This window comes from Citrobacter sp. Cb004, assembly GCF_030337065.1.
In the GTDB taxonomy this organism is placed as follows: Bacteria; Pseudomonadota; Gammaproteobacteria; order Enterobacterales; family Enterobacteriaceae; genus Citrobacter; species Citrobacter braakii.
Map to the genome: position 1 here is coordinate 24,983 of NZ_JAOWCH010000048.1, position 26,085 is coordinate 51,067.

26 protein-coding genes are annotated in these 26,085 nt (G+C 50.7%); 10 read left to right on the forward strand and 16 right to left on the reverse strand.

Annotation, left to right across the window (positions count from 1 at the left end; genetic code table 11):
* Positions 1-87: 87 nt before the first annotated feature.
* The 8 genes from patD to OGV65_RS08125 all read right to left on the reverse strand — a co-directional run bounded on the left by patD (position 88) and on the right by OGV65_RS08125 (position 7,924).
* The gene (gene patD, locus OGV65_RS08090; RefSeq protein WP_200015357.1) at positions 88-1,515 is read right to left on the reverse strand and encodes an aminobutyraldehyde dehydrogenase; all 1,428 of its coding nucleotides are present in this window, start codon (positions 1,513-1,515) and stop codon (positions 88-90) included.
* Positions 1,516-1,536: 21 nt separating this feature from the next.
* Positions 1,537-2,343, reverse strand: coding sequence for an ABC transporter permease (locus OGV65_RS08095; RefSeq protein ID WP_003020204.1), 807 nt, complete (start codon positions 2,341-2,343; stop codon positions 1,537-1,539).
* Positions 2,333-3,277: an ABC transporter permease gene (locus tag OGV65_RS08100; protein WP_016153152.1), complete on the reverse strand. Its 945-nt coding sequence runs from the start codon at positions 3,275-3,277 to the stop codon at positions 2,333-2,335. The genes OGV65_RS08095 and OGV65_RS08100 overlap by 11 nt, the downstream gene beginning before the upstream one ends.
* Positions 3,278-4,294 carry an ABC transporter ATP-binding protein gene (locus OGV65_RS08105; RefSeq protein WP_016156582.1) on the reverse strand — a complete coding sequence of 339 codons (1,017 nt, stop codon included), beginning with the start codon at positions 4,292-4,294 and terminating at the stop codon, positions 3,278-3,280.
* A 16-nt stretch (positions 4,295-4,310) separates the two neighbouring features.
* Positions 4,311-5,456 carry a putative ABC transporter substrate-binding protein YdcS gene (gene ydcS, locus OGV65_RS08110; protein WP_286454827.1) on the reverse strand — a complete coding sequence of 382 codons (1,146 nt, stop codon included), beginning with the start codon at positions 5,454-5,456 and terminating at the stop codon, positions 4,311-4,313.
* 329 nt (positions 5,457-5,785) lie between these two features.
* A complete protein-coding gene (locus tag OGV65_RS08115; protein WP_153690353.1) occupies positions 5,786-7,195 on the reverse strand; it encodes an aminotransferase-like domain-containing protein in 1,410 nt (469 codons plus the stop codon).
* A 92-nt stretch (positions 7,196-7,287) separates the two neighbouring features.
* Positions 7,288-7,704, reverse strand: a complete 417-nt coding sequence (locus OGV65_RS08120; RefSeq protein WP_131341011.1) for a type II toxin-antitoxin system HicB family antitoxin — start codon at positions 7,702-7,704, stop codon at positions 7,288-7,290.
* 31 nt (positions 7,705-7,735) lie between these two features.
* Positions 7,736-7,924: a type II toxin-antitoxin system HicA family toxin gene (locus OGV65_RS08125; protein WP_049259794.1), complete on the reverse strand. Its 189-nt coding sequence runs from the start codon at positions 7,922-7,924 to the stop codon at positions 7,736-7,738.
* 263 nt (positions 7,925-8,187) lie between these two features.
* Here OGV65_RS08125 and OGV65_RS08130 point away from each other — a divergent pair, with 263 nt between their 5' ends.
* From OGV65_RS08130 to OGV65_RS08145, 4 genes are all read left to right on the forward strand, one after another.
* Positions 8,188-9,591 (forward strand): cytochrome ubiquinol oxidase subunit I, encoded by a 1,404-nt coding sequence (locus OGV65_RS08130; protein ID WP_047417372.1) that lies wholly within the window; start codon positions 8,188-8,190, stop codon positions 9,589-9,591.
* A complete protein-coding gene (gene cydB, locus OGV65_RS08135) occupies positions 9,591-10,601 on the forward strand; it encodes a cytochrome d ubiquinol oxidase subunit II (protein WP_049282401.1) in 1,011 nt (336 codons plus the stop codon). Before OGV65_RS08130 ends, cydB begins: the two co-directional genes overlap by 1 nt.
* Positions 10,601-10,726: a DUF2474 domain-containing protein gene (locus tag OGV65_RS08140; protein ID WP_003020230.1), complete on the forward strand. Its 126-nt coding sequence runs from the start codon at positions 10,601-10,603 to the stop codon at positions 10,724-10,726. The genes cydB and OGV65_RS08140 overlap by 1 nt, the downstream gene beginning before the upstream one ends.
* Positions 10,727-10,915: 189 nt before the next feature.
* Entirely contained in the window at positions 10,916-11,146 is a 231-nt protein-coding gene (locus tag OGV65_RS08145; protein ID WP_016153158.1) for a DUF2554 family protein, read from the forward strand.
* Between the two features lie 3 nt (positions 11,147-11,149).
* On the opposite strand, the gene OGV65_RS08150 is transcribed toward OGV65_RS08145, so the two are convergent.
* Positions 11,150-13,111 carry a peptidase U32 family protein gene (locus tag OGV65_RS08150; RefSeq protein WP_019076832.1) on the reverse strand — a complete coding sequence of 654 codons (1,962 nt, stop codon included), beginning with the start codon at positions 13,109-13,111 and terminating at the stop codon, positions 11,150-11,152.
* 79 nt (positions 13,112-13,190) lie between these two features.
* Positions 13,191-13,727 (reverse strand): helix-turn-helix domain-containing protein, encoded by a 537-nt coding sequence (locus OGV65_RS08155; protein WP_153690352.1) that lies wholly within the window; start codon positions 13,725-13,727, stop codon positions 13,191-13,193.
* A gap of 105 nt (positions 13,728-13,832) precedes the next feature.
* On the opposite strand from OGV65_RS08155, the gene OGV65_RS08160 reads away from it, so the two are divergent.
* Positions 13,833-14,999: a benzoate/H(+) symporter BenE family transporter gene (locus OGV65_RS08160; protein ID WP_153690351.1), complete on the forward strand. Its 1,167-nt coding sequence runs from the start codon at positions 13,833-13,835 to the stop codon at positions 14,997-14,999.
* On the opposite strand, the gene OGV65_RS08165 is transcribed toward OGV65_RS08160, so the two are convergent.
* The gene (locus OGV65_RS08165) at positions 14,982-15,851 is read right to left on the reverse strand and encodes an AraC family transcriptional regulator (RefSeq protein ID WP_286454829.1); all 870 of its coding nucleotides are present in this window, start codon (positions 15,849-15,851) and stop codon (positions 14,982-14,984) included. The two genes, OGV65_RS08160 and OGV65_RS08165, sit on opposite strands and share 18 nt — an antisense overlap.
* A 184-nt stretch (positions 15,852-16,035) precedes the next feature.
* On the opposite strand from OGV65_RS08165, the gene OGV65_RS08170 reads away from it, so the two are divergent.
* Entirely contained in the window at positions 16,036-16,944 is a 909-nt protein-coding gene (locus OGV65_RS08170; protein WP_286454830.1) for a DMT family transporter, read from the forward strand.
* A gap of 35 nt (positions 16,945-16,979) precedes the next feature.
* Here the strand turns inward: OGV65_RS08170 and OGV65_RS08175 are convergent, their stop codons facing one another.
* The 3 genes from OGV65_RS08175 to tehA all read right to left on the reverse strand — a co-directional run bounded on the left by OGV65_RS08175 (position 16,980) and on the right by tehA (position 19,407).
* Positions 16,980-17,654: a DUF3313 domain-containing protein gene (locus OGV65_RS08175; protein ID WP_019076834.1), complete on the reverse strand. Its 675-nt coding sequence runs from the start codon at positions 17,652-17,654 to the stop codon at positions 16,980-16,982.
* Between the two features lie 155 nt (positions 17,655-17,809).
* Positions 17,810-18,406 carry a tellurite resistance methyltransferase TehB gene (gene tehB / locus OGV65_RS08180; protein WP_049282403.1) on the reverse strand — a complete coding sequence of 199 codons (597 nt, stop codon included), beginning with the start codon at positions 18,404-18,406 and terminating at the stop codon, positions 17,810-17,812.
* On the reverse strand, positions 18,406-19,407 hold the full coding sequence (gene tehA / locus OGV65_RS08185; RefSeq protein ID WP_103766334.1) for a dicarboxylate transporter/tellurite-resistance protein TehA: 1,002 nt from the start codon (positions 19,405-19,407) through the stop codon (positions 18,406-18,408). Before tehA ends, tehB begins: the two co-directional genes overlap by 1 nt.
* Positions 19,408-19,520: 113 nt before the next feature.
* Here tehA and ydcK point away from each other — a divergent pair, with 113 nt between their 5' ends.
* Positions 19,521-20,501 carry a YdcK family protein gene (gene ydcK, locus OGV65_RS08190; protein WP_286454831.1) on the forward strand — a complete coding sequence of 327 codons (981 nt, stop codon included), beginning with the start codon at positions 19,521-19,523 and terminating at the stop codon, positions 20,499-20,501.
* Here ydcK and rimL read toward each other — a convergent pair.
* Positions 20,493-21,038: a 50S ribosomal protein L7/L12-serine acetyltransferase gene (gene rimL / locus OGV65_RS08195; protein ID WP_153690347.1), complete on the reverse strand. Its 546-nt coding sequence runs from the start codon at positions 21,036-21,038 to the stop codon at positions 20,493-20,495. The genes ydcK and rimL overlap by 9 nt on opposite strands.
* A gap of 525 nt (positions 21,039-21,563) precedes the next feature.
* On the opposite strand from rimL, the gene OGV65_RS08200 reads away from it, so the two are divergent.
* From OGV65_RS08200 to OGV65_RS08210, 3 genes are all read left to right on the forward strand, one after another.
* The gene (locus tag OGV65_RS08200) at positions 21,564-22,154 is read left to right on the forward strand and encodes a fimbrial protein (protein WP_153690346.1); all 591 of its coding nucleotides are present in this window, start codon (positions 21,564-21,566) and stop codon (positions 22,152-22,154) included.
* Positions 22,155-22,215: 61 nt separating this feature from the next.
* Positions 22,216-22,920 (forward strand): fimbrial biogenesis chaperone, encoded by a 705-nt coding sequence (locus tag OGV65_RS08205; RefSeq protein WP_286454833.1) that lies wholly within the window; start codon positions 22,216-22,218, stop codon positions 22,918-22,920.
* A gap of 48 nt (positions 22,921-22,968) precedes the next feature.
* Positions 22,969-24,654: a fimbria/pilus outer membrane usher protein gene (locus OGV65_RS08210; RefSeq protein WP_286454834.1), complete on the forward strand. Its 1,686-nt coding sequence runs from the start codon at positions 22,969-22,971 to the stop codon at positions 24,652-24,654.
* Positions 24,655-24,670: 16 nt separating this feature from the next.
* On the opposite strand, the gene OGV65_RS08215 is transcribed toward OGV65_RS08210, so the two are convergent.
* A protein-coding gene (locus tag OGV65_RS08215) for an IS3 family transposase (RefSeq protein ID WP_155849795.1) occupies positions 24,671-26,034 on the reverse strand; the annotation gives its coding sequence in 2 pieces (ribosomal slippage) (positions 24,671-25,557 and positions 25,557-26,034; 1,365 coding nt in all).
* Positions 26,035-26,085 lie beyond the last annotated feature (51 nt).

Sequence of the window (26,085 nt, forward strand, 5' to 3'; positions counted from 1 at the left end):
CGACGAGGCCAGTGGCGCGAATAATATAGACACACGTTTGCCAGTATTTAGCTATCCGTGCCGCATTTATCGCTCGCGCTTAAGATATTACTCATGCTTGATCATGACATGGCGAACAATCGTGTAATCTTCCAGCCCGTATACCGACATATCCTTGCCATAACCAGACTGTTTTTGTCCGCCGTGCGGCATTTCGCTGACCAGCGTGAAGTGGGTATTGACCCAGGTGCAACCATACTGCAAGCGGGCGCTAAATCGATGCGCGCGCCCCACATCCCGAGTCCAGACGGAGGATGCCAGGCCGTATTTCGAATCGTTAGCCCACGCCAGTACCTGATCTTCATCCTCAAATACGGTGACGCTGACCACCGGACCGAAAACTTCCCGCTGCACGATAGCATCTTCCTGCTTCGCCCCGGCCAGCAGCGTCGGAGCAAAATAGTAGCCTGCGCCGTCCACTTTTTTACCACCGGTGATGACTTTGATATGCCCCAGTGCTTTGGCTTCATCGACCGCTTTAGTCACGCGATCGAGGTGCGCCTGCGAGCTTACCGGCCCCAGCTCCGTCGATTCGTCATTCGGTGCACCGATTTTCAGGCTGGCAACCGCGGCACCGAGTTTCTCAACCAACGCATCATAAATGCCTTTCTGGGCATAGATTCGACAAGCGGCGGTACAGTCTTGCCCGGCGTTGTAATACCCAAAGGTTCGCACGCCGCTCACCACTGCATCCAGATCGGCATCATCAAAAATGATGACCGGGGCTTTGCCGCCCAGCTCCATATGTGTGCGCTTAATCGAAGGCGCGGTGTGCTGGATAATGTGTTCACCGGTCGCAATGGAGCCGGTCAGGGAAACCATCCGGACTTTTTCATGACCGGTCAGCGGGTCACCCACCGTTTTGCCACGGCCAAACAGCACGTTGATAACGCCTGGCGGATAAATATCTTTGGCAAATTCTGCCAGTTTAAGTGCCGTTAGCGGGGTAATTTCTGACGGTTTAATCACCACACAGTTACCCGCCGCCAGCGCCGGTGCCAGCTTCCACGCCGCCATCATCAGCGGGTAGTTCCACGGCGCGATAGAGGCCACCACGCCCAGCGGATCCCGACGAATCATCGACGTATGCCCTTCCAGATACTCTCCGGCTGCCTGTCCTTGCAGGGTACGAGCTGCCCCGGCGAAGAAGCGGAAAACGTCGACGATTGCCGGAATTTCATCGTTAAGGACACAGTGCAGCGGCTTACCACAGTTAAGCGATTCCAGCTCAGCGAAGGTTTGCGCGTTATCGGCGATAGCATCCGCCAGTTTCAGCAGCAGTTCGGAACGGACTTTCGGTGTGGTTTGTCCCCAGGTGGAAAATGCGCTGTCTGCTGCACGTACCGCCGCATCAACCTGCCCGGCTGACGCCTCGGCAATCTCCAGAATGCGTTCTCCAGTGGCAGGGTTATAGACTGGCTGCTTTTCACCTTCACCGTTGACCAGCTCGCCATTAATCAGTAATTGATGTTGCATAGCAATTTCCCATATCGTCGTTTATTTACCGTTTCCGGCGAGAGTGTCGCCTTCACGCGTTAGCCACCAGGCCCCTAAAATTGGCAGTGTTGTCACCAGCATTACCAGCAATGCCACAACGTTGGTGACAGGCACATCTCGTGGTCGACCCAGTTGATTGAGCAGCCACAAAGGAAGTGTTCTTTCATGTCCGGCGGTGAACGTTGTCACGATGATTTCATCAAACGACAAAGCAAACGCCAGCATCCCTCCCGCCAGCAGTGCCGACGCCAGATTTGGCAGCACGACATAACGAAAGGTTTGCCAGCCGTTGGCGCCAAGATCCATAGACGCTTCAACCAGACTCCATGAGGTACGGCGAAAACGCGCCACGACGTTGTTAAATACCACCACAACGCAAAACGTCGCATGGCCGACCACGATGGTGAGAAAACCGGGTTCCAGGTTGATAGTTTTAAACGCCGTCAGTAGCGCCAGACCGGTAATAATCCCCGGCAGCGCGATCGGCAACAGCAGCAACAGCGATATTGCGCTTTTACCAAAAAAGTCCCTGCGCCATAGTGCGGCAGCGGCCAGCGTCCCCAGAACAAGAGCAATGGCCGTCGACAACGCAGCGATTTTAAGTGACAACGTCACCGATTCCAGAATATCGCTACGTTGCGCCGCAACGCTAAACCACTTCAGCGTTAACCCCTGCGGTGGAAAACTAAAAGCAGCCTCCTCAGTATTAAAAGCATAGGTGGCGATGATGAGGATGGGAAAGTGCAGGAAAATAACCCCGCCCCATGCCGCCAGTTTGAGTAACCAGGGCGCGCGTTCAGAGTGCATCGAAAGCTCCCAGACGCTTCACGAACGCCAGATACAGTGCGATTAACACAATCGGCACCAGAGTAAATGCCGCCGCCATCGGCATATTGCCGATCGCCCCTTGTTGCGAATACACCATATTGCCGATGAAATAGCCTGGCGGCCCCACCAGTTGCGGCACGATAAAATCGCCCAACGTCAGAGAGAAGGTAAAGATCGACCCCGCCGCGATACCGGGTATCGCCAGTGGCAGGACCACATAGCGGAAAGTTTGATGCGGACGAGCGCCCAAATCAGCGGAGGCCTGTAAGAGCGAAGGCGGAAGTCTCTCCAGCGCGGCCTGTACCGGCAGGATCATAAACGGCAGCCAGATGTAGACGAACACCAGAAAACGCCCTAACCCTGAAGTCGATAACGTATTGCCGCCGACCGCAGGCAGCGTCAGGAACGAAAGCAGCAGAGGCTCCAGTCCCAGATGAGTTAAAAACCACTGCGCCACCCCGTCTTTAGCCAACAGTAACGTCCATGCGTAGGCTTTAACAATGTAGCTGGCCCACATCGGCAACATCACAGCAATGTAAAAAAAGGCTTTCATTTTGCCACTGGTATATCGCGCCATATACCACGCCATCGGAAACGCCAGAATCGCGCTGGCAATGGTGACCGCCACCGCCATCGTCAGGGTACGCAAAATGATGTCGTAGTTGGCGGGATTAAACAGCGCCTGCAAATTCGCCAGCGTCAGGTCGGGCGTGACCGACATGGTGAAATCATCGAAGGTATAAAAACCTTGCCACAACAGCGTCAGTAATGAGCCGAAGTAGACGATCCCAAACCACATCAGCGGTCCGAGGAGCAGCAAAAACAGCCCCAGTCCCGGATTACGCCAGAAGAACCCTGAGATCCGGTTCAGACTTGTCGACTGTGGAGGCGAATGTAAGACATTCATAGCCATTCACCTCTCCTCAACCAGCGGTACCATCACGTCGCGTGACCACGATGCCATCACCTGTTGACCCGGCGACAGCGTTGTCGGCAGCATTTCTCCCGTCAGGTTCGCCTGGCTAACCAGCAATTTTTCACCGCCAACAAGTTTCAGCTCAAAACGTGTCGCCGCGCCCTGGTACTGCACCGCCTGGATAACCCCCCGGGCCTGGACTTCGCCACTGGTATCATTCAAGCGAATGTGTTCCGGACGCAGGGAAAACATACCCTGTAGCCCGCAAACGTTCGCTGACATCGTTTCATCAAAAACATTTGACGTCCCGACGAAACTTGCCACAAACGGTGTGCGCGGACGCATGTACAGTTCACGCGGAGAATCCACCTGTTCGATGCGGCCATTATTAAACACCGCCACACGATCGGACATCGACAGGGCTTCACCCTGATCGTGGGTGACAAAAATGAAGGTGATACCCAGGGATTGCTGTAACTTTTTCAGTTCCAGCTGCATCTGCTCACGCAGCTTAAGATCCAATGCCCCGAGCGGTTCATCCAACAGCAGGACGCGCGGTTCATTGACCAGCGCGCGGGCAATCGCCACGCGTTGCCGCTGACCACCGGAGAGTTGCGATGGTTTGCGTTCATAAACAAAACCGAGCGCAACCTTATCCAGCGCTTCACGTGCTTTAGCGTGACGCTGTTTTTTATCAATACCTTTGACCATCAGCCCGTAGGCGACATTGTCGAGAATCGACATATGCGGGAATAGCGCATAATCCTGAAATACCGTATTAACGTCCCGTTCCCAGGGCGGCAATTCGCTGGCCTGCTTACCAAAAATGGTGATTGCGCCGCCTGACAGTTGCTCAAACCCTGCAATAAGGCGCAGACAAGTGGTCTTGCCGGAGCCGGATGGCCCCAGCATAGAGAAAAACTCACCGTCGTTAATCGCAATACTCACCCCATCAACTGCACGAACATCCCCGTACAGACGCGAGACGTTATGAAACTCCACTGCGTACGTCATAAAACCCCCAGCGGAATTAACGACCGCCCATAATGGCGATGTAATCCTGCGTCCAGCGACCGTAAGGAACGAATTTGCCACCTTCTGCGATCGGCGTTTTCCAGAAGGCAATTTTGTCAAAGTAGCTATAGCCGTTGGTTTCACAGCCCTTTTCACCCAGCAGCGGGCTGGCTTTACAACCTTCAGGCACGACTGGCAGAGAACCAAACCAGGCTGCGACGTCGCCCTGAACTTTCGGGGTTAATGACCAGTTCATCCATTTGTAAGCGCACACCGGGTGTTTGGCTTCGCTGTGCAGCATGGTGGTATCAGCCCATCCGGTAACCCCTTCTTTTGGGAAGACCGTGGCAATAGGCTGGCCTTCTCCTTTCAGGGCGTTCGCCTGATAAGGCCAGGCGCTGGACGCCACCACACCTTCGTTTTTGAAGTCGCTCATTTGCACGGTGGTATCGTGCCAATAGCGATGGATCAGCGCGTGTTGATCGCTCAGGACTTTGATCACCGCCTGATACTGTTGTTCGGTGAGCTGATAGGGATCGGTAATGCCCAGTTGCGGCTGAGTCGCCTTAACGAATAATGCAGCATCGGCAATATAGATCGGGCCATCGTAGGCTTGAACGCGCCCTTTATTGCTTTTTCCGTCCCCAAGTTTTTGCTCAACAAATACCACGTTCCAGCTATCCGGCGGCGTTGGGAAGATTTTGGTGTTGTACATCAGCAGGTTTGGTCCCCACTGGTACGGTGTGCCGTAAACTTTTCCGCCAACGTTAAACCACTCGCCTTTTACCACGCGCGGATCGATGCTTTTCCAGTTAGGGATCAGCGCGGTATTAATCGGCTGAACGCGTTTTCCCATAATCAGACGCAAGGAGGCATCACCGGAAGCGGTGACCAGGTCGTAGCCGCCTTTTGCCATCAGGCTGACCATTTCATCAGAAGTGGCCGCTGTTTTAACATTGACCGCGCAGCCGGTCTCTTTTTCAAACTGCGAGACCCAATCATATTGTTTATCGGTCTGTCCACGTTCGATGTAGCCCGGCCAGGCAATAATATCCAGACGGCCTTCCGGTTTATCTAAGGATGTCGGGGGTTCGGCTGCCTGTGCAGTCATCAGCGTCATACTGAGTGCGCACAGGCTACTGAGGGCAAACTGCTTGCTCATAACGTCTTACTCCTGTCTAAAAAATATTGAGCGGCAGCCTTGCCGTAAATATATGTCCTTTCCTAAAAATAGTCGGGGTGTTGTAAGCGTTCCTGCTGGCGCAAGGAAATTTAATCAGGTTGTGAGCTAACGCTCATTACGCTACTGATGCTGATCGGGAGCTTTAATCTTCTGGAGTATAGACAAGGAGTTAGGTGCAACGGCGGCAATAGTAAGAACTATTGATTTTTTGTATGGTAGCACCCGATATAAATAACATCGGGGTTAGGTATTCTCTATTTCGAAAATAAGAACGCGCTATTCTTTTATATTGAATAGCGCGTTACGTTTTATTTCATCATCTCGCGAATTAATTTTCCCAGCTGTTTCACAGCCTGTTCCTCACGCTCTCCCCAGTGCCATGCGGTATTAAAGCGAAAGAAACGAGTCCAGCTCCCCGAGGTCGAAAACATTTTTCCCGGTGCAATGCTGATATGGTGCGCCAGTGCCTGGGTGCTGAGCACGCCTGCATCAAGCGGTTCTGGCAGTTCCAGCCACAGAAAATAGCCGCTGTCGTTATGGTGAATTTTGACTTCCGCCGGAAGATGGCGCAGCAACGTTTGCCAGGCCTGCTGTTTGCGTTCCGCCAGTTGACGGCGTAAGCGGCGCAGATGCGCGTCATAGCGCCGGGTTGACAGATAATCCACGAGCGCAAGCTGCATGGGGGAACTGGTGGATAACGTGCTCATGAGCTGGAGTCGCTGAATACGTCGAGCATGCTTCCCGGCCGCCACCCAGCCCACGCGAAATCCGGGCACCAGGCACTTCGAGAAAGACGAACAATGCAAAACGCTGTCGGCGCGATCCCAGGCTTTGGCAGGCAGTGGTTTTTCGCGACCAAAGTACAGCTCGCTGTAGACATCATCTTCTATCAGCATTACATGATATTTTTCCAGCAATGAGACCAGGTGCGCCTTTTTCTCTGGGCTGAGCGTAAAGCCCAACGGATTTTGGCTGTTGGTCATCAGCCAGCAGGCTTTTACCGGATACTCCTGCAACGCTTGCTCCAGCGCGGTAAGATCGATCCCCTCTTTCACGTCGGTGGCAATCGAAAGCGCCTTCAGCCGTAATCGCTCCAGGGCCTGCAACGCCCCGTAGAAACAGGGGTTTTCGACAATTACCCAGTCTCCCGGTTCGGTAACCGCCTGCAGGCTCAGGTTGAGGGCATCCAGCGCACCGGTAGTGATGACAATTTCATCAGGTGAAATGGTCATCCCCTGTTGAGCATAGCGGCGGGCAATGGCATGGCGCAGCTCATCATTTCCCGGCGGCAGGTTTTCTATCACGCTCATGGCGGTCGCGGTTTTACTGACCTGCGCCAGCGAGCGGTTCAACTGCTGGAGGGGAAACAGACGCGGATCGGGGAATGCAGAGGCAAATGGCATCACTGACGCATCCCGGCTGGCCTGCAGCATATCAAAAATATAGGTGTTGATATCCACCGCTTCATCGCGCATCACCTGCGCCTGCGGCGCTGCCAGCTCACGTTCAGGGCGCGCGGCAACATAGTAACCCGACTGCGGCCGGGCGATAATCCGGCCCTGACTTTCCAGCAACTGATATGCATGTCCGACGGTCATAAAACTCATGCCGCTGCTGACCACCTGCTCGCGCAAGGATGGCAAGCGATCGCCGGGCTGCCATACGCCAGACGCGATTTGATCGCGAATTTGCTCAGCCAGTCGCTGGTATTTTTTCATTTTTCGTCCTGATAATCGGTGTCGGTGACACGCACTGTATATATCAGTTTACATAATCAGGGCATTTTTTATAACTGTTATAGTTAACAGTTTTACAACATTGTTACTGACAGCTCCTTGCCTAAGGCGCGTGCAGCTATTTGCACAGCATCAATTTTTGTCGCGTGCTTTAAATCGAACAAACGGGTAATTTCCTGCTTAGGCCTGCCAATCCTGTTTGCCAGCTCCTGCTGGGTGATTTTTGATTCAAGAAAGGCATTTAACAAAAGAACCTTCGACGCAATGCTCAGGGGGATTTCCACATAGTCACCTTCAGCGCCAACCGCCGAAGGTAAAGGAATCGGTTCGTTATCGTCGAAATAGAATTCAAAAGCGGTCACCAATGCAGACTGCGCAGCCTGCAAAGCCCCATGACGGGTTTCGCCCTGAGTTAATGCTTCAGGAATATCCGGGAAAGAAACCACGAATCCACCTTCCACGGCGGGGATTAGATTAACGGGATAACGCATGATTTTTTCAAAATCTCTCATATAATTAACCTCATATTGATGATGACTGTAAGCCAAGCTGCTTCAGGATCGATTTTCGCAAGGCTTCTTTTATTTCATCACCAGGATGCCTGGGCATAACGCTACGCCTTCCCTGATACCTCAACTTCAGATGATTTGAGCCGTTTGTAACAGCCACTCCCTGAGATTCAAGCCAGCGTCTGAACTCACTTTGCTTCACTGCGCCTCCCTGTCGTCTATTATACGCACAAAGTAAACATTTATGATTACCTTTTCATTACCTCGCTAGTGATAGCGTAAAATCACTCGCGTGGGGAGGACGCGATTCAATAACAGGAATCCAGGTTCCAGATTTCATATCAGCCAGGCTAACCTATAACAGCACGACAACTGTTATGGTTAAAAAGAACTGTTCTGTTTCTGCCTTCCATTGCTTCGCAGCCTTAGAATTGCGCTAAATCAATTTTGCCTGCGGAGCTAAGCATGTTCGGTCTTGACGCGTTTCACCTGGCGAGGATCCAGTTCGCGTTTACGGTATCCTTTCACATCATCTTTCCGGCGATTACCATTGGCCTCGCCAGTTATCTGGCGGTGCTCGAAGGGTTATGGTTAAAAACGAAAAATCCGACCTGGCGCTCGCTATACCATTTCTGGTCGAAAATATTCGCCGTAAACTTTGGTATGGGCGTGGTTTCCGGGCTGGTGATGGCTTATCAGTTCGGCACGAACTGGAGTGGTTTTTCTGAGTTCGCCGGTAGCATCACCGGGCCGCTGCTGACCTATGAAGTATTAACCGCCTTCTTCCTCGAAGCAGGCTTCCTCGGGGTAATGCTGTTTGGCTGGAATCGGGTTGGCCCAGGGCTTCACTTCTTCGCGACCTGTATGGTTGCGCTGGGTACTATTATTTCTACCTTCTGGATCCTCGCCTCCAACAGCTGGATGCAAACGCCACAGGGCTATGAAATTGTTAACGGGCAAGTCGTTCCCGTCGACTGGTTCGCCGTGATTTTCAATCCGTCATTCCCTTATCGTTTGCTGCATATGTCCGTTGCCGCCTTCCTGAGCAGCGCGCTGTTTGTCGCGGCATCAGCCGCATGGCATTTATTGCGCGGTAATAGCACGCCAGCAATTCGCGCTATGTTTTCAATGGCGCTGTGGATGACGTTAATCGTCGCTCCGCTGCAGGCCTTAATTGGCGATATGCACGGGTTGAATACGCTGAAGCATCAGCCTGCAAAAATTGCGGCGATTGAAGGACACTGGGAAAATCCGCCCGGTGAACCGACCCCGCTGCTGTTGTTCGGCTGGCCGGATATGGAGCAGGAGCGCACCCGCTATGGGCTGGAAATCCCGGCGCTGGGCAGCCTGATCCTGACTCATAGTCTGGATAAACAGGTCCCGGCGTTAAAAGAATTTCCGAAGGAAGACAGGCCCAATTCCACCATCGTGTTCTGGTCGTTTCGCATTATGGCAGGGTTAGGCATGCTGATGATCCTGCTGGGCGCGTTTGCCCTGTGGCTGCGTTATAAGCAGCGGCTATACACCTCACGTCCTTTCCTGCGTTTTGCATTGTGGATGGGCCCCTCCGGTCTGATTGCCATCCTTGCTGGCTGGGTGACCACCGAAGTTGGCCGTCAGCCGTGGGTGGTTTACGGTTTGCAACGTACGGCGGATGCGGTTTCCGCACATGGTGATTTACATATGAGCATCAGCCTACTGTCTTTCTTTGTGGTGTATAGCTCGGTGTTTGGCGTGGGTTACAGCTACATGATCCGCCTGATCCGCAAAGGACCACAGGAAGATGAGCCGACCATTCCACCAACAGGCACGCCGGCGCGGCCGCTTTCTGCTGTCGTTCTCGATTCTCAACCGGAGGCACACCGCTAATGGGTATCGATTTATCAGTTATCTGGTTTGTAATTATCGTGTTCGCCACGCTGATGTATATCGTGATGGACGGTTTTGATCTCGGGATCGGTATTTTATTCCCTGCGATTTCGGATGCGGATGACCGCGATGTGATGGTCAACAGCGTCGCCCCGGTATGGGACGGTAATGAAACCTGGCTGGTGTTGGGTGGCGCCGGATTATTCGGCGCTTTTCCCCTGGCCTATGCGGTGATTGTCGATGCGCTGACGATCCCGTTGACCCTGATGCTCATCGGCCTGATATTTCGCGGCGTCGCGTTTGAGTTTCGCTTCAAAGCCACGCCGGTGCATCGACCATTCTGGGATAAAGCTTTTCTCGGCGGTTCAATCCTCGCGACATTCACTCAGGGTATTGTGGTCGGTGCCGTACTCAATGGATTTTCCGTCACCGGACGCAGCTACAGCGGCGGTCCTTTCGACTGGCTGACCCCCTTTACCCTGTTCTGCGGCGTAGGCCTGGTTGTAGCCTACGCCCTGTTGGGGGCAACATGGCTGGTGATGAAAAGCGAAAATCCGTTGCAGGATAAAATGCGCTGCGTGGCAAGAAAACTGCTGCTGGCGATGCTGGTTGTTATTGCCATTATCAGCCTGTGGACGCCGCTGGCGCACAGCGCCATTGCCGATCGTTGGTTTAGCCTGCCCAATCTGTGGTTCCTGATGCCGGTTCCGCTCCTGGTTGCGCTGATTAGCCTCTGGCTGTGGCGTTCGCTGGGTCAGCAAAACAGCCATACGCTGCCTTTTGTATTGACGCTGGGGCTGATTTTTCTCGGGTTCAGCGGGCTGGGGATCAGTATCTGGCCCCACATCATTCCACCGTCCATTACGCTGTGGCAGGCGGCAGCTCCGGCGCAGAGTCAGGGCTTTATGTTGGTTGGCGCGCTGCTGATTATCCCGATAATCCTGGTGTACACCTTCTGGAGCTACTACGTTTTCCGCGGCAAAGTTCAACATGGTGAGGGGTATCATTGATGCAACAGACAATCTGGAAACGCCTGATGTGGCTGGTGATCCTCTGGGGCGGCAGCGTGCTGGCCCTGGCCGCCGTTGGTATGTTCTTTCGTCTCCTGATGACGGCCGCCGGATTTAAATCCTGATTCTCTCCCTGATAACAACCGGGCAGCGCTGCACTGCCCGGTTGTGACAAATCCCAACGTTATCTAAACAAAAATGTAAAAAACATCGAAATGACAAAACAGAGATTGTCATTAACCCGATTAAAATATTGAATAGTCACCTGGCGAAATTATCGTCAATTCCGCAGCTAACGTACCAGAGGGTGCATGATGTTTAAGAAAGGGTTAACGGTGTTATTGCTGGCCAGCGCGCTTTTTTCCGGTCAGCTTCTCGCTACTAATCAGGGACATGAATATCTTCAGGTGCAGGATGCCGATCACTTATTACGACACACAGCCGACAGCGATGAACTACGAATGACGGCGGAAGAATCCGCCGCCGATCTTCGCGAACACCATTACTGGCAAAAATCACGCAAACCCGATACACATCAGAGCTAACCGTTAGCTTTTACGCTTTGGCAACGTTTTCAGCAGTTCTTCAGGGCTGACGGAAGCCACCACGCTGCCCGGCAACGGCATCTTCAGAATGTGATGTTTCATCTTGCCGATCACGTGCATTTCGCACGGTCGGCAATCAAATTTCAGCGTCAGGACCTCATCGCCGTTAACCAACTGCATCGGCGTGGCTTTCCAGCTTTTGATATTTCCTTTCGCCTGTTTCGGACACAGGTTAAATGCAAAACGCAGGCAATGTTTGGTGATCATCACCGGCACATCGCCCTTTTCTTCATGCGCCTCATAGGCGGCATCAATCAACTGCACGCCATAACGGTGATAAAACTCTCGCGCTTTATGGTTGTAGACGTTAGCCAGAAAGCTCAGATGCGTTTGCGGGTAAACCGGCGCCGGCTGGGCAACCGGTTTACGGCGACCGCGCTGATAGTTTTGCAAACGAGCGGCATCCAGCATGTCGACCGCTTCACGTCGCAGCTGATTCAGTTGACCGTTAGGCACGAACAATGCTCCCGGCAGATTCACCTGAATATTACGGGCGTAATACAGCGTTTGTCCCAGTTTTGCCAGGCCATCCTGTAGGTTGCTCAACGCTTTTTCTGCATTGTTCGCTTCCTCAAACTGGCCGTCCAGCGTATGGGTGATACTCACCCCCTCCTCACTGGTGAGCGTCAGGATCAACTGTTCCTGCCAGCCGCCCAGCTCAATATCGACCGCGACGCGGCGTTCGCTGGAGGTTTTGGTCAACGCCTGCTGCCAGTTATGATCGAGATTGCGGTTCAGCGGATGGTTGGCGCGCACTTTGTGCAGGTCGGCGGGCATTTCATTCGGCCACACCCGATAACGATTGTGCCCCGTTTTTTCAACGGTGTTGGCGCGAAATCCGACGACCTCACGCTTGATTAACACGTTCAGACCATCCCCGTTGGCCAGCGGTTCTGTTACCTCAACATCGAGATGATCTTTTGCCACCTTCAGGACTTCGCCAACCGGCAGACCGATGAACTTTGGTGAGTCGAATGCGCCGATATCCCCTTTACGGGCATTCACAAAATAATCGGTGCTGCCGCGATGGAAGGTCTTTTCCGTGGATGGAGTAAAGAAATGTTCGGTACGCCCGGCTGAAGAACGGGCAAGATCGCCGCGCTCTTCAATTATGGCGTCCAGCATCTGACGATAATGCGCGGTAATATTCTTCACATAGCTCATGTCTTTATAGCGCCCTTCAATTTTGAAGGAGCGCACGCCTGCGTCAATCAACGCGCCGAGGTTGGCGGTCTGATCGTTATCTTTCATCGACAGCAGATGTTTTTCATAGGACACCACGCGCCCCTGATCGTCTTTCAGGGTATACGGCAGGCGACAAGCCTGAGAACAGTCACCGCGGTTAGCGCTACGTCCGGTTTGCGCATGTGAAATATAACACTGGCCTGAATAGGCGACGCACAGCGCACCGTGAATGAAAAATTCAATAGTCGCATCCGTAGCCTGATGGATGGCGTTTATTTGCTCAAGGCTCAGTTCGCGCGCGAGGACAATTTGGGTGAATCCGACGTCAGAAAGAAACTTCGCCTTCTCGACGCTGCGAATATCACATTGGGTGCTGGCGTGCAGCTCAATGGGAGGAATATCCAGCTCCAGAATCCCCATATCCTGCACAATCAGGGCATCAACGCCGGTCTGATACAGATCGGTAATTAATCGCTGTGCGGGCTCCAGCTCATCATCATGCAAGATTGTATTTAGCGTCACAAAGATTTTCGCCCCGTAACGATGCGCAAACGGCACCAGTTCGGCGATATCTTTCAGGCTGTTACTGGCGTTATGACGCGCGCCAAAACCCGGTCCGCCAATGTAAACGGCGTCAGCGCCGTGCAAAATGGCTTCACGTGCAATGGCGGTATCCCGGGCCGGGCTTAACAATTCAAGGTGATGAGGCTGCTGGCGCATACAGTTGTTACCATCCACAAGTGGTAAAAATGGCGGCTATTGTAGTCACAAGCGCGGCTTTTCGGAATAGTTTTCCCGATTAACCGCGCGGGTAATGGATCAGGGAATGAAAGTGAACCGTTTGTTCGCTACTGTTACGGTAGCTATGCGCCCTGTCTCCCGCAAAACGCACCCCCTCGCCGGATTTCATGGTGCGCCACTGCCCCTCAATACACATATCCAGCAGCCCATTTATCACCACCACGTGCTCTATAACGCCGGTTTCATGCGGAGTCGATTCACTGAGTGTGCCAGGTGCCAGCTGTATCGAAAAATGATCGAAGCACAGCTGTGGGTCCCACGGAAACAATGGCGTGACGACCATCGACTGCTGCTGGGGATCGAATGTTGGTGCGCCGTCTGACTCTGGCGGTGAAATAAACGTCGAGAATGGCACGTTCAGTCCGGTGGCAATTTTCCACAATGTCGCCACCGTTGGGCTGGATTCGTTGCGCTCAATCTGCCCCAACATGGCTTTTGACACGCCGGTTTCCTCCGCCAAACGTGACAGGCTCCATTCCCGCTGGTGACGTAGCGTGCGGAGCGTTGTGGCCAGATAGTGGGTTAAGTTTTCCATTTTTCGCCTTCCTGACTCTCCTTTCTCAAGGCTACAGCTTAGCACTTGTACGCTATAACGCACAGTGCTACATTGATTGACCGTTATAACGCACACGGAGTGACTATGCGCGCATTTTCCATCCCACTGCCCACCGTATTATCGGGGTTTGTGGCTGTCCTGGTCGGTTACGCCAGCTCGGCTGCCATTATCTGGCAAGCGGCCCTGGCCGCAGGTGCGACCACCGATCAAATCGCGGGCTGGATGACCGCACTGGGGATTGCAATGGGCGTCAGTACGCTGGCGCTGACGTTATGGTATCGCGCTCCTGTGCTCACGGCCTGGTCAACACCTGGCGCCGCGCTGCTGGTTACGGGTCTGCACGGGGTATCGATTCAGGATGCTATCGGCGTTTTTATCGTGGCTAATGCGTTGATCGTGCTGTGCGGCATAACCGGATTGTTTGCCCGTCTGATGAAAATAATCCCCCACTCACTGGCATCAGCCATGCTGGCCGGGATCCTGCTGCGCTTTGGTCTGCAGGCCTTTAATAGCCTCAACAGTGAGCTTATTTTGTGCGGTAGTATGCTGGTGGCATGGCTGGTATTTAAAGTCACAGCCCCACGGTACGCGACGATCGCCGCGATGCTGGCGGGTATCGCTATCGCGCTAATAAAAGGTGACATTGTCACAAGCGGAGTGAATTTATCGCCGGTCATGCCTGCGTTTATTGCCCCACACTTTTCATTTGCCCACAGTATCAGCATTGCGCTGCCGCTGTTTCTGGTTACCATGGCTTCGCAAAATGCCCCAGGTATTGCCACTATGAATGCGTCGGGCTATTCATTACCCGTTTCACCGCTCATTATCTTTACCGGCCTGCTGGCGCTGCTGTTTTCGCCGTTTGGTGTCTACTCCATCTGCATTGCCGCCATAACCGCCGCAATTTGCCAAAGTCCCGAAGCGCATCCTGATGCCAAACGACGCTGGCTCGCCGCCGCCGCGGCTGGCGTCTTCTATCTTCTGGCAGGGGTGTTTGGCGGTTCAGTCACAGGACTAATGGCGGCACTACCCGTAAGCTGGATCCAGATGCTGGCCGGTCTGGCCTTGCTCGGGACAATTAGCGGTAGTTTGTATCAGGCGTTGCATAATGAAGCGGAACGCGACGCAGCCATCGTTACGTTTTTGGTCACGGCCAGCGGCCTGACGTTATTGGGGGTTGGATCTGCATTCTGGGGGCTGGTCGTCGGCGGTATCTGCTACGCCGTGTTGACGTTATTTCGCCGCACGTAGCTGCGTTGCCGTTTTACCGGTTACCTGTTTAAACCGGTTACTAAAATGGCTTGCCGAACTGAATCCGCAGGTCATCGCAATATCTGACAAACTGCGTGAAGTGTAACAGACCAGATGCTGCGCCAGCGCCATACGACGTTGCATCACGTACTGATGCGGTGCCATATTCATCGACTGGCGAAACATTCTGGCAAAATGGAATTCGCTAAGCGCCGCCTCGCTAGCCAGATCGTTCAGGGTGATTGGGTACGCCAGATGCGCGTCAATATAGGCCACCACGTTACGCAAGGTGACGGGCGCGAGTCCCCCGGTGACGGTGGGCAGTCGCCATTGAACGTTGCTGTAATGCTGGATCAGATGCGTTAACAGTAGCGAAGATGCCGCGCTGAGCGTGAGGTGATTGGCCGGTTGCTGCCAGTCGTTATCAAGCAGAAACTGACGGTAAACCGCCGTGATCCCCGGGTCACTGCCAAACGTGTGCTCGTCCAGCGTGAAGCTATAGGGGCTTTTATCCCAGACTTTTTCCCCCACTTCGCGCAGATGTTCGTCGGTACAATAGAGATGAACAAAGGAAAGATCGTCGCGGATATCCCAACTTGACTCGCTCTCTTTCGGCATCAGGCAAAAACGGTCCGGTCCGCCGCCATTCTTCCAGCCCCCCGCCGTTTTGTGGTAACTCTCGTAGCCATCCGCGATATATAAACTGAGCGTATGGTGATCGCAATACTGGGTGATAGTATCGCGCTTGTTTGACCAGGCCGCCAGTTGGATCCCTGAATGTAACGCAACCGATTCATGCAGCACGGCATTATGTTTGCGTAAGTTTTCAAAGGCATCGTAGGGCTGAGGCATACCATCACATTCAAAATAAGTTAGCAGGCTTTCAGTCTATAACAGCCACATATTGTTAACAGCTTCCTTTTCGCTTTTACGCTAAAAAAGCGCAAGATTTTGCAAGTCCGCCGCAAACCGATGAAAGCCTCCTGCCGCCAGACATGACACAGTGTGAACCTGAATCCAAAAAAGAGAGAGTTGTATGAACGCACTGTTGTACTGCCTGGTGGTGGTAATTTGGGGAACGACATGGATTGCGATTTATTTGCAGCAGGGCCCGGTTTCTGCGCCGGTTTCTATCTTTTGGCGCTTCGCCGTTGCCAGTTCGCTGATGATAGTGATCCTGCTGGTTAGCGGTAAATTACGCAAACTGTCTGGTCGCGATCATCTGTTTTGTCTGTTACAGGGTGGATGCGTTTTTTGCTTCAACTTCTGGTGTTTTTATACGGCTGCAGCCTGGATTAATACCGGCCTGGAGTCGGTGATTTTCTCAATGGCCGTCCTGTTCAATGCGGTCAATAGCTTCATCTTTTTTGGGCAAAAACCACCGCTGCGTTTCTATATCGCAGCCGGTCTTGGACTGACGGGCATTGTTACTCTGTTCTGGCAGGATTTGCTCAACAGCGGATTCAATCATTCCTTGCTGCTGGGTATCGGCTTAAGCGCCCTTGGAACCTTCGGTTTCTCATTGGGTAATATGATCAGCATGCGTCACCAGAAAAAAGGGCTGGAAGTGTTAACGACCAACAGTTGGGCCATGCTGTACGGCACGCTGTTGATCGCTGCCATTGCGCTGATGCGCGGGGACAATTTTACGCCACAGTGGACATTCAGCTATCTCAGCGCGCTGTTATATCTGGCTATTTTTGGCTCAGTGATTGCTTTCGGCGCTTATTTCACACTGGTAGGTCGCATTGGTCCCAGTAGGGCGGCATACAGCACCCTGCTTTTCCCGCTGGTTGCGCTAACGCTGTCAACATTGTATGAAGGATACGTCTGGCAAGTTAACGCTATTGCCGGATTGGTATTGATTTTACTGGGGAATATGGTGATATTTGCCCGACCAGAAGTGCTGATGGGTAAACTATTCTATCGACGCCGGGTGGCATAAAAAAAACGCACCATCCTGAGATGGTGCGTTGATTATTATTGTGGTTTTTTGTTCACGTCAAACATGGTGGCATCCGTCGCCATGTCATCAATAACTTTCTTCAACGTTTCGAACGCCATCGGCGTATTTTCGTTGCTCAGATCTTTACCTTCACCCTTACGTACAACTTTAATTACCGGTTTATTTGTCGCAGCATCAATCAACTCACCCTCGAAATAGAGGTTGGTATCCATGGTACGGTGACCCGTTGCCATTTGTGTTCCCGCAACGAGTAGCGCAACCGGGATCACTTCATAGAACTGCAGACCTTCTTTGCTTGTTGCAACACCGGTAATCGCTCCGCGGAAAATCAGGCTACGTGGCCCAGGGGTAGTAACCAGGGGCTTACGCTTGCTGATGGCGGATTTCAACTGGGTATTGGTGTAGGTCAGCAGTTGATCAAGAACCTGCTGCCCTACCTGCGTGGTAGGTTTAGGAACCGGATAATACGTTACCGGGTTATATACGATGTTGTCATATTTGGATTCGTTGTAGCTCGGATCAACCCAACGGAGTACGGTTTGTCCCGATGCTGATTGTGTTTCCTTCAAATCAGAGTAATTTTTTAAAAACCCAGAATATTTATCCGGTGCGGTCACTTTTGACGCACAGCCGGATAATGCCAACAAGCCAGTAAGCACTGCAACTTTAAATAAAGTTTGAGTACGCATGAAACGATCCCTTTAGTTTTCGCAATGATGCTTAAAAAGGATAGCAAAACCGTTTCATTTTGGATGTACTAAAAATGGTAAACACCGCACAATTTTCTCTCTACGCCCGGCACAAAAAATGCTGAGCGCAGAAAGAGTTAACCCAGGCGGGAGGTTCAGGCAGTTTTGCGTGCCAGCATTGTGGCAAAGCGCAGTTTAATTCGATTACCGTTTTCATCCGTACGATGAAGTTCACCCACGTCTTCGTTATATTTCAGCAGATCCCATCCGCTGTAATAATTGCGCAATTCTCCGGTTTTAAACGCGAACGGGAAACCCACGGTACACGGAAAATCATCGGTATCCATCGCCGCGACGATTAAGTTATATCCGCCCGGTTTAGTGCACCGCTGCATATTTTCAATAAGGCCAGGGATAGTTTTGGCTTCAAGGAACATCAGCACAACGGTAGAAAGAATAAAATCATATTCGCCATCAAAGCGTAATGCGTTGAGATCCGCGACGTTCGCGTGCAGATTGGTCAGCCCTTCCGCCGCTTTGATACGCTCAAGGTTAGCGATGCTCATGGGATTTTTATCTAATGCTGTCACGTCATAACCGTTTGCCGCAAGGTACAGGCTGTTACGACCGTTACCGCAGCCCAGGTCTAACGTTTTACCTGGCTTAACAATTTTTGCCGCTTCAACAACATCGGAATGCGTACGAGTTAAATCGTATTTCTCAGTAAAGTAGTTTTCGTCGCAAAGGGTCATTATTTATCCTCAGATTTCAGTAATGCAGCACGCTCCGTGCGGATGAGCAGTTTCCCCTGCATCAGCAATGCAAACGTACGTACCAGTAATAATGCAATGATAAAATTGGTAAAAATAAACAGTGGGATCGCCAGCGTATGAAAAAATCCTGACTCGCTACTGTGGCCCAGATGCAGCCCTGTTGTTGCCAGAGCCGACACGCCAAACGAGAAGCTCCAGAAAGACGCATTAAATGGCTGTGACAAATACCACGGCATGAGCCGTAGCATGAACAGCAGTTGCAGCAGACCATAGCCGAACAGCATTTTGGCTAACGTATCGCCCTCGCCACCGTTAACGCTAAGCCAGGCGCTGCAGGCGACCAGCGCAGGCGCCAGTTGAATGCCAAGTGAAGTACGTAACACCGCAGGCAACTCACCGCAGCTACGTAAACGTTGCAGAATCACCGGCTCCAGACTGAGCCAGGAAAAAACCCCGGCGCCCAAAAACACCAATCCTGCGTCGTTGAAACCCAGTGCGCCACAGGCCATTGCACTGATAAAGTTATTGGCGACGGTCGGCAGATACAGACCCGGCGTGGTGGCTTCCTCTGGATGCGATCCACGCCACAACCCTGCCGTTTGCCAGGCGGCGTAGGCCAGCTGTATCACCACGCCAATGCTGAACAACCCAATCGCCAGCGGTCGATACCACGGGACAAAACCAATCGCGACCAGCATCGTTGTGGCCGGAAACAGACTGACAAAGCTGCTCATCACCGGGTGACGAATTTCCGCCAATACGCTCTGCGGAAAACGCAGTAAACGGCTAAGAAAGGCCAGCGTCAGCAGCCCCCAAATGACCATTGCGAGGATCACTAAACCGTCGCCAATCAAGTGACTCACTGGCCACACCTGACTGGCATAACGCCACGCAAACCCCATCCCAATGATGCCCAGTACCATGCCAAAATAACCGGCCGGAAGATTGAGGACCCGCTCACTCTGCTTGTTCTTACTCATTTTGTTTATTTTTTAAAGTATATTTGAAATGCATTTTATGGAATTTCCGCTGATTTAGCCAGTGCGGAAAACTTTGCTACGTTTAACTAAGGTGCGCAACATGGAAATGAGCTATGACCAAATATCGTCTCAGCGATGAGTCTCGATCCTTTAGTTACCAGGATAATGGCAATAAAAAAAGCGTATTACTACGCCAAATCATTGCGCTCACTGATTTTAATGATGTCCATTCCGGCACGCCCGGAGGCTGGATCGATAATGAAAGCGTACTGTCACAAAGCGGTGATTGCTGGATTTACGATGAAAACGCGCTCGCATTTTCCGGCGCGACGATTACAGGAAACGCCCGCATTACTCAGGCAAGCGTGGTCAGAGATGGCGCGCAAATTAGCGATGCCGTGTGGATTGACCAGGCTGAAATCAGTCATAATGCGCAAATACGTGACAACGTCACAATTCAGGGTTCTGTGGTTCGCGGCGAGTGCCTTGTCTTTGGTGATGCGCGCGTGGTGTGTGACTCTGAAATCATCGCCGCCAGGGGGCTAACCCGTGAAAGCGACCAGCTCCTGCAAATTTATGATCGGGCTTTTGTCAGCCACTCACGAGTGGTGCATCAGGCGCAGATCTATGGCGATGCGAAAATTAACTATGCCTTTATTGAACATCGGGCAGAAGTTTTTGATTTCGCACAGGTGGAAGGTAATGAAGAGAACAATGTCTGGATTTGCGATTGCGCCAAAGTCTATGGATATGCGCGCGTCGTCGCCGGGAGTGAAGAAGATGCCATACCTACCCTACGCTACAGCTCGCAGGTGGCGGAGCACGCGATAGTTGAAGGTAACTGCGTGCTGAAACACCACGTGCTGGTCGGCGGCCATGCGCAATTACGCGGTGGACCGCTCCAGTTAGACGACCACATCCTGATTGAAGGCCACGTCTGCGTGCTGGGCGAAGTGCTGATCGAGCATCACATTGAGATAACCGGTCAGGCGCATATCCAGGCGTTTGATGGCGATACCATTCACCTACGCGGACCGAAAGTGATTAACGGTGAACAGCGCATTACGCGCACGCCTATCGCAGGTTTATTCTGAAGAGCCATCAATGATGCGGGCGTAGAGATTCACATCATAGTAATCACCATTAAGGAATTCCGCCTGTTGCATACATCCTTCCAGTTGGAAGCCATTACGTAGAGCCACCTGGTTGCTCTCAACGTTTTCTACGCGACATTTAATCACGAAGCGGCGAATCTCCTGACGCTGCGAATAATGATGGATTAAGGCCTGTAGCGCCTGGGACATGATGCCTTGACCCTGATGCTCCTCATCCAGCCAGTAGCCGATATAAGCCGCTTTGTTCAGCGGTTCTATCTGGTTAAACGAGATAACCCCGACCACATTTTCTTGAGCAAAAATCAGGAACATTTTGGCGTAACCGCGCTGGTGCAACATCATATTGCCCTGCACATTCTTGCGGGTGTCCTCCTCAGACGCAACAAACTGCGGCCAGTTCAGCGACTGCTGGAGCCAGCTTTTATTTTTAAGCACCAACTGATGCAGAGGCGTGACGTGTTGCTCTTCTACGGCACGCAGTTCCAGCGTGTCATTGATGGTAATCACTTCTGACATGTTGTTATCCTTTGCGGTCGTTTACTCATCCCGATTAACGACGAGGCCCTCCAGCTCAGCTAGAGAGTGTGTCGTGGGGCACAAAAAGTATAGTATGCTGAATGTTTATCAGAAGGCCAGAAGATAGTTCGACTCAATAAATCCATTTTCTCATTTAATTTAGGCAGTCTGGATATTCATGCTTTATAAAAAAACAGACACCAAAAAATTAACAAACGCAAGGTTTTTCCGCGAGCCGCAGCAATTGATCGCGCAATTAAAACAATTGGTTAGTAAATTAAAACTTTGTATACCAAGGGAATTATATTTAACAATGATCAACCCCAATATCATTTACATAATGAATAATTCACCTAACAAAACACCATGAATATTTAATTCAAATTAATTTTTCTAAAATCACAATTCATTATATGTACAAATACAAACCGCGCAATAAGATATAATATACAAAACACCAATAGGATTGGTTAATTACCCCCCTAAACTATTCATTTTTTTAAATAGAAAAAGGAATTTTATTAAATGAAAGCTAAATTTATTATCCCAGCACTTTCTGTGTTGCTGGCAGGTGTTTCTTCTGTAAGTTATGCGGATACACCTGCAGGTAAAGTACATTTTACTGGTTTAATTACGGCTTCTACCTGTGATCTGGTCCAGGGTTCAAGTGAGGGGCAAAACGATCAAACTGTAACCCTGCAAACTGTCGACGTTGCAGATTTCGGAGCTACCATCGGTAATGAGGCTGCAAATTCTGCGACTAATTTCCATATTGATCTCACCGGTTGTACCTCTCAACTAGGTAGCGTTAACCTTGAATTTAGCGGCAACAATACTGACGCAACAGATAAAACTGCCCTGGCGATTGATAGCGGCAGCGACGCCGCTGGTGGCGTAGGTATCCGTATTTATCGCGAAAGCGAAAGTACACCTATCAACTTCACCACCGATCGGACTGATGCAAGCAGCAGTGCGGTCTCGCTGTCCTCCATAAGTCCATCTACCGGTGATGGCAATCACAGCTTTAACTACAAAGCTGTATATGTGAGAACAGCTTCCAATATTACCGAAGGTTACGGTAAGGCAACTGCTGATTACCGCGTCGCTTATTATTAATTCATCTCCCTCAGAGGTGGATGTTTATTCACCTCTTTTTACTCTATTTCAAGTGATGCTCATGAACAGACAGTCCCTTTTCCTATTATCTTGCTTACTGATTATTAACACTGCTTATGCGGGGGTCGTCGTTCGCGGAACGCGAATCATTTATCCTTCATCTGCACGTGAGGTTCCCATTGAAGTTAGCAATCAGGACAAAACGCGTTCGTATCTTGTCCAGTCCTGGGTCAGCGACTTCGGAAATGACACCAAAAAACAAACCCCATTTGTTGTCACGCCGCCATTGGTCAAACTTGATGCGCAGCAAAACAGTCTTTTTCGTTTAATTTTTACAGCTACACAGAAACTACCGGACGATCGAGAGTCTATTTTTTGGCTAAATGTTAAATCAATTCCAGGTATGGATGAAGAATCAGCTCAAACCCCTAATCAACTTCAGTTTGCCGTACAGAATCAATTGAAGGTTTTTTATCGCCCAGACAATCTGCCTGGTACGGCTAATTCGGCATATACGAGATTAACATTTAAAATAAAGAATAATCAACTCATCGCCAGCAACCCAACCCCTTACTTTGTCACCTTTCGTACACTATCTGTAGACGGTAAGCCGGTGTCTTTTAAAGGTAATGGCGCGATTAAAATGATGATCTCACCATTTGGTGAGCAGAGTTATTTATTGACTAGTTCATTACCTCATAACAGTAGAATTGAGTGGTCAGCCATTAATGATTACGGTGGCACCACACTTCCGATGAAAAAATAGCCTACAGAAACCCAAATATACTCACTGAGATTGTGAGTATGCTGCACCATGAAAAGTGATAATAGTATGAGAACTACGCGCACATTTACACTTAATATAATCGCAAGTGTAATCCTGTTAACTTGGATGCACAGTAGTTACTCACGTGAGGTTTTTAATTATCGGTTACTGGAATCAGGCGCTTCAGATAGTGAGCTTGAAGCACTTAAACATTTTAATGAAAATAATGGTTTGGTACCGGGTAAATATCGCGTTGATATTTATATGAATAATCAACATATTTCTCGTAAAGACATTACTTTTACCTTCGATACTAAAAGTCAAAAACTGCTCCCGATGTTGACTAAAAGAGACTACGTTGCAATGGGGGTCAACAGTAAAGCTTCCGCCGCTTTCCTCGCTCTCGCTGATGATGCTGCCGTTGAAAACATTGAAGATTACATTCCATCTTCTTCAGTGCAGTTTCAACAAGAATCACTGCGTCTTTCGCTGTCTGTGCCACAAATTGCAATGAATGCCTCTGCTGCAGGGTTTATTGATCCACAATTGTGGGATAACGGCTTGCCGATGATTTTCAGCAATTATTATTTTAATGGTGCGCAAAATTGGCAAGACAATAGCAATGAAAATGATAAGTATATCAGTCTGAGTAATGGTGCAAATCTGGGGCCATGGCGGTTACGTAATGACCTCAATTATAGCGATGGACACTGGAAAAATGTTGACACTTATCTGTGGCGTAATATTACCGCATTAACCAGCAAACTCACTTTGGGTGATAGCTGGACAGGTTCTGATGTATTTGACAGCTTTCAGTTTCGCGGCATAAAACTGGAAAGTAACGACAATATGTTGCCTTACAGTATGCGTGGATTTGCCCCAGTCATTCGTGGCGTCGCCCGAACTAACGCGCAAGTCACAATTCGTCAGAATAATTATGTCATCTATCAGAGTTATGTTTCACCAGGTCCTTTTGAACTACACGATGTTAGTCCAATCACCTCCGGAGGTGATATGGAGGTCACCGTCAAAGAATCTGACGGTAGCGAGCAAACTTATATTCAAGCGTCGGCCTCTGTACCTGTAATGCGTCGCCAGGGCTCAATATCCTACAGTCTGGTCGGCGGAAAATATCACGCCTCAGATAGAAACGCAGATGAACCAGAATTTGCTCAAGGCACCCTTATCTACGGCTTACCGTGGGGAATTACGCTATATGGTGGGGCGACAGGAGCCAGGAGTTACCGTTCGGGTGCTTTAGGTACTGGGTTGGATCTCAAGCAGCTAGGATCACTCTCCACCGACGTCACTTGGTCACAAACCAATATGGTCGATGAGGAAAATCAGTCAGGCCAGTCATATCGAGTACAATATTCTAAAAATTTTACTCCTACAGACACTAATCTGACGCTTGCGGGATACCGCTATTCAACACGCAACTACTACACATTCAACGAAGCATTGAATCAACAGCAGGACGATGATGATGATGATGATGATGATCTTTTTTCATATCGCTACAACTATGCTCGCCATCGTCGTTTGCAAATTACCATCAGCCAGACCATGGCCTCGTTTGGTCAACTCAACTTATCAGGATACCAGCAGGATTACTGGGGGCTTGGAGGGAAAGAACGCAGCCTGAACGTAGGGTATAGCTATACATGGAAGAACATTAGCTTTAATGCCAGCTATCTGCTGACAAAAATGCCCGATAATGGACTGACCCCATAAAGTTGGACAGTTCATGTTAAGCGGCTTTCAGAGCCTGGGTTCGGTATTCTACCGGACTCAGGCCTTTTAATTTCAGGCTTATTCGTTCGTTGTTGTAGTAATGGATATAGCTCTCTATCGCTTTCCTTAGTTCGCTGACACTGCTGAACTGACTCAGATAAAAACATTCCGATTTCAGCGTCCCGAAGAAGTTCTCCATCACCGCATTGTCCAGACAGTTACCTTTACGCGACATACTCTGCGTCATGCCCTTCGCCTTTAACCTGGCCTGATAACCTTCCATTCGATATTGCCAACCCTGATCCGAGTGCAGCAGCGTGCTATCTTCCGGGCTGAGCTTCAGGAACGCATCGTGCAGCATCGTATTAACCATCTCCATCACCGGCCTTTCCGACAGGCTGTAGGAGATAATCTCCCGGTTAAACAGGTCAAGAACCGGTGACAGGTACAGCTTTTTACCCTGTACCGAGAACTCAGTAACATCTGTCACCCATTTTTCGTTGGCTTTTGACGCGCCGAAGTTCCGGTTCAGTATATTGGGCGCTGCCCTGCCAGTTTCGCCTTTCCAGGAACGATATTTCTTCACCCTTATCAGGGACCGGAGCGACAGCTCTGCCATCAGTCGTTGCACTGTTTTATGGTTCACCAGCAGCCCCTGTTTTTTCAGCGAGAGCGTGATCCTGCGGTAGCCATAACGTCCTTTGTGATAGTGGTAAATCTCTCTTATTTTATCTTTCAGTCCGGCATGCCTGTCCATGCGCTTTAGCGCGTTCATATTGTGATACCACGTGCTGCGGGACATACCCGCGGCACGCAGAAGATCACTGAGCGCATACTCCAGCCTTAGCTCACTGATTATTGCGGCTTTTTGCCGTTTTTCTCGCTTTGAACTAAGGCCTTCAGCTTTTTTAGGTAGGCATTCTCTGCACGCAGGTAACGGAGTTCAGCCCGTAGTTCTTCGGGCGATAACGTTTCCAGTGCAGCATCGGTAAGTGGAGATGATTTTTTAGGTTTTTTCATGTCCTTGCTCCGGCCCTGTTTTATCCTCAGAAGTCCTTTCTCACCAGCATCCTGGTAAACATTAACCCAGTGCCGGACAACGGTTTCGGTTGAGATATTAAACCGTGCGGCGGCCTCGCGCATGGAAAGTTCTTCAGCGAGTACAGTCCGGACTACAGCAATACGGAACGACGGTGAATGGCGGTCATTTTTCCAGGTAATACCATCAATACCGTGAAGTTGCCAGGCTCTTACCCAGCGTCGCACCGATGTTCTTTCAACACCAAAACGTTCAGCGGTACGATGTGTGCCATCGAGTCCGGCAAGGTAATGATTAACTACAGCTAATCTGGTTTCGAGGGAATATTTTGGCTTTGCCATAAAAAACTGCACCTTAGTCAGTTGGGTGTCCAACTTTTGGGGTGCAGTCCA